The sequence below is a fragment of the Abditibacteriota bacterium genome (assembly GCA_017552965.1).
Lineage (GTDB): Bacteria > Armatimonadota > UBA5829 > UBA5829 > UBA5829 > RGIG7931.
On record JAFZNQ010000014.1, the window covers coordinates 1 to 2379 of the forward strand.

The window sequence follows — 2379 nt, forward strand, 5'->3', positions numbered from 1 at the left end:
GATAAGCGCCTCGAGCCTGTCTGTCCGCCTGCACCAAGGCGGAATAAGCTTTTGTTTATACCGGCCGTTACGGTCTCTCGGAATACGGACTTTCAGGCTGCCAAATGTTGTAAACAAGTCACGCAGATAGCTGCCGTTTCTGTAGTTGTCAGTATTAAGGCTTTCTCTTTCGGAGGCGTTGTTCTTGCTGTAACCCATTACGGATTCGAATTCCGCCTCAAGCAGTTTGTTAAGGCTTTTTTCGATAAAAGCCAGGAAAAGTTCTTCCAGCGAACCGGATGTCTTTGCTGGACTGTTTTCTTCCGGTGTGGTATAATTATCCATAGAGGCTCCTCTCTCTGTAGGTTTGGTTTTGGATATTTATATCTTACAGAAATGCGGAGCCTTTTTCAAGTACCCACCCGATTAAAGTTTACACAAGATTCTGGACACTACCGAAAAACCTCATGATAGTTTCTCCTTTAATAGATGATTTTTACTATTTTATCACACCGGCAATAAAAAATCAAGATTTATTTAGGCGGTGTAATAATTGGCTATAAACGGCCCTCAGCTTGACGTTTGATTTGTTGCCGCTTGCGCAGAGATGACGCAGGGTGGTGGAAAAGTGTTCTTCCCGTCTGTTTTTTTGTCAGGGTCCTCCCAGCGGTACTCTCCGTCTTCTCATCAAGAGCGCTTTCCTCCCGCATGCTGCCCGGTTCCTCCCTATTCTAATCCACAAAACCTGTGATTTTGCGGGGACCCCGAAGTTTTGGGCGGGATGACACGCAGGGCGAATCACCCGCCACCGCTGGGATGACGCGGGAGAAAGATACGCGGCGCGGGGGCAAAACACCGCAAAAAGACGGTCCGAAAAAGTTGTCCGGCAGATCAAAATAGGGTATAATGATAGTGACGATACTGCATGAAAGGAATTGATGTATGATAATATCCGAATTGTCTCAGGTAAAGGCTGTATATGCTGCGGCGGCAGAGCGGGGCTGGCTGATACCCTGCTTCTGCTCCGAGAATCTGGTCACCACCGAAGCCATCATGGAGGCGGCGGCGGAGTTTGCCCGCAAACACGGCGTCAGGCAGATGCCGGTGAGCATAGCCATCACCTGCGCCTACGACCACAGGTCCCAGGCCAGCTATTATACTCAGACCCGGTCGGTAGATGCGGGGCTGGAGCTCTTTTACGCCGATATTGCGGCCCTGACGGAAAAGGGCGCCCCTTACGAGGAGCTGCAGGTGCTGGTGCATCTGGACCACATCCAGCACGACCTGGACAAGGCTCTCACAGAGAGCGACCTATCCCGGTATTCGTCCATAATGTATGACGCGTCCACCCTGCCTTTTGACGAGAATATAGAGAAGACCGCCGCCTTTGTCAGGGCCAAGGGAGACGAGATATTCATAGAGGGCGCCTGCGACGAGATAGTGGAGGCCACGGAGTCTGTGACAAACGATATCACCACCGTGGAAAACGCCGTCAGGTATATGCAGGAGACCGGTGTGGACATGATGGTGGCCAATCTGGGCACCGAGCACAGGGCTTCCGGCAAGGATCTCTTTTACCGGGGGGACCGGGCCCGGGAGATCAAGGCGGCCATAGGCTGCAAAACGGTGCTCCACGGAGCTTCGTCCGTGTCCAACGACCAGATCAGCGACCTGTTCTCGGACGGCATCTGCAAGGTGAACGTGTGGACAGCCCTGGAGCGGGATTCGTCTCCCGACGTGTTTGAGGCCCTGGTCACCAACGCCGTGAGGGCTGCGGGTCCGGACAAGGTCAGGGAGCTGATAGACAAGGGCTGGCTCACCGAAAAGTGCCTGGACACCGGCGACAGGATAAACATCAGCTGCTTTACCATGGCTTTTCGCAGCGGCGTGATGGCCCGGAGAATAAAGGAAATGGTCACTGCCTATTATGACATGTGGCTGAAAGTATGATATACAAAGAGGAACGATCATGAAAAAACAAACCTTTGCCCTTTATTTCGGCAACAGAGGCTTTTTCCCCGAAAGCCTTATAGCTTCTGCCAGAGAAGAAGTGGCCCAGGCCGTAAAGAACGCGGGCTATGACTACGTCATCGCTCCCGAGGACCTGACCCGTTACGGGGCTGTGGAGACCCGGGAAGAGGGCCGGGCCTGGGCCGCCTGGCTCAAGGAGCAGGAGTATGACGGCATCATCATGAGCCTGCCCAACTTTTCCGACGAAAACGGCGCGGTGCAGGCAGTGCTGGACAACACCAGGCCTATCTTTATACAGGCGTATCCCGACGAGATAGGCAAGATGGATTTTGAGCACAGGCGCGACTCCTACTGCGGCAAGTTTTCCATCGAGGACGTGTTCCATCAGTACGGCATCCCCTTCACGGTGCTGAAGCCCCACGTGGTGCA

At 53.4% G+C, this 2379-nt stretch carries 3 protein-coding genes; 2 read left to right on the top strand and 1 reads right to left on the bottom strand.

The window, feature by feature from the left end; translation table 11 throughout:
- The coding region (locus IK083_02620; protein ID MBR4748451.1) for a transposase at nt 1–324 on the bottom strand (324 nt) is incomplete at its 3' end.
- Between the two features lie 597 nt (nt 325–921).
- On the opposite strand from IK083_02620, the gene IK083_02625 reads away from it, so the two are divergent.
- Together IK083_02625 and IK083_02630 are read left to right on the top strand one after the other, a co-directional pair.
- Complete coding sequence (locus IK083_02625; GenBank protein MBR4748452.1) at nt 922–1929, top strand: class II fructose-bisphosphate aldolase; 1008 nt, start codon at nt 922–924, stop codon at nt 1927–1929.
- A 19-nt stretch (nt 1930–1948) separates the two neighbouring features.
- Nucleotides 1949–2379: hypothetical protein (locus IK083_02630; GenBank protein MBR4748453.1), on the top strand; the 431-nt coding region annotated here is incomplete at its 3' end.

Coding starts and splice junctions, on each gene's coding strand:
- IK083_02625 (MBR4748452.1), top strand. CDS start 922: ATGATAATATCCGAATTGTCTCAGGTAAAGGCTGTATATGCTGCGGCG.